Below are 241 nucleotides of genomic sequence, written 5' to 3' on the forward strand. Positions count from 1 at the left end.
TCCGCGCCTAGCCGGCTGTGTGCGCCGAGCAGGCGGTTGAGCGGGTCGTAGCGGTAGCTGAGCGTGCCGCGGTTGCTGTCGTCGATGGTGGTCAGTTGGCCGGCGGGGTCGTAATGGTGCTGGCGCTTGCGCAGGTAGTCGTTGCTGCCGGGCCGGGTGAGGCTTTGCGTGTGCAGGTAGCCGTTGGCCGTCCATTGCTGGCGTTGCTGCAGGCCGTTGCCTTGCACGCGGCCGATTTCCC

Annotated in this window: 1 protein-coding gene; it reads right to left on the reverse strand. The window is 68.0% G+C overall.

Translation table 11 applies throughout. The features are described from left to right. Positions 1 to 241: RHS repeat domain-containing protein (locus AAZU54_RS27445; RefSeq protein WP_434727916.1), on the reverse strand; the 241-nt coding region annotated here is incomplete at both ends.

Origin of the sequence: Pseudomonas sp. Je.1.5.c, assembly GCF_051129895.1 — a bacterium.
In the GTDB taxonomy this organism is placed as follows: Bacteria; Pseudomonadota; Gammaproteobacteria; order Pseudomonadales; family Pseudomonadaceae; genus Aquipseudomonas; species Aquipseudomonas urmiensis.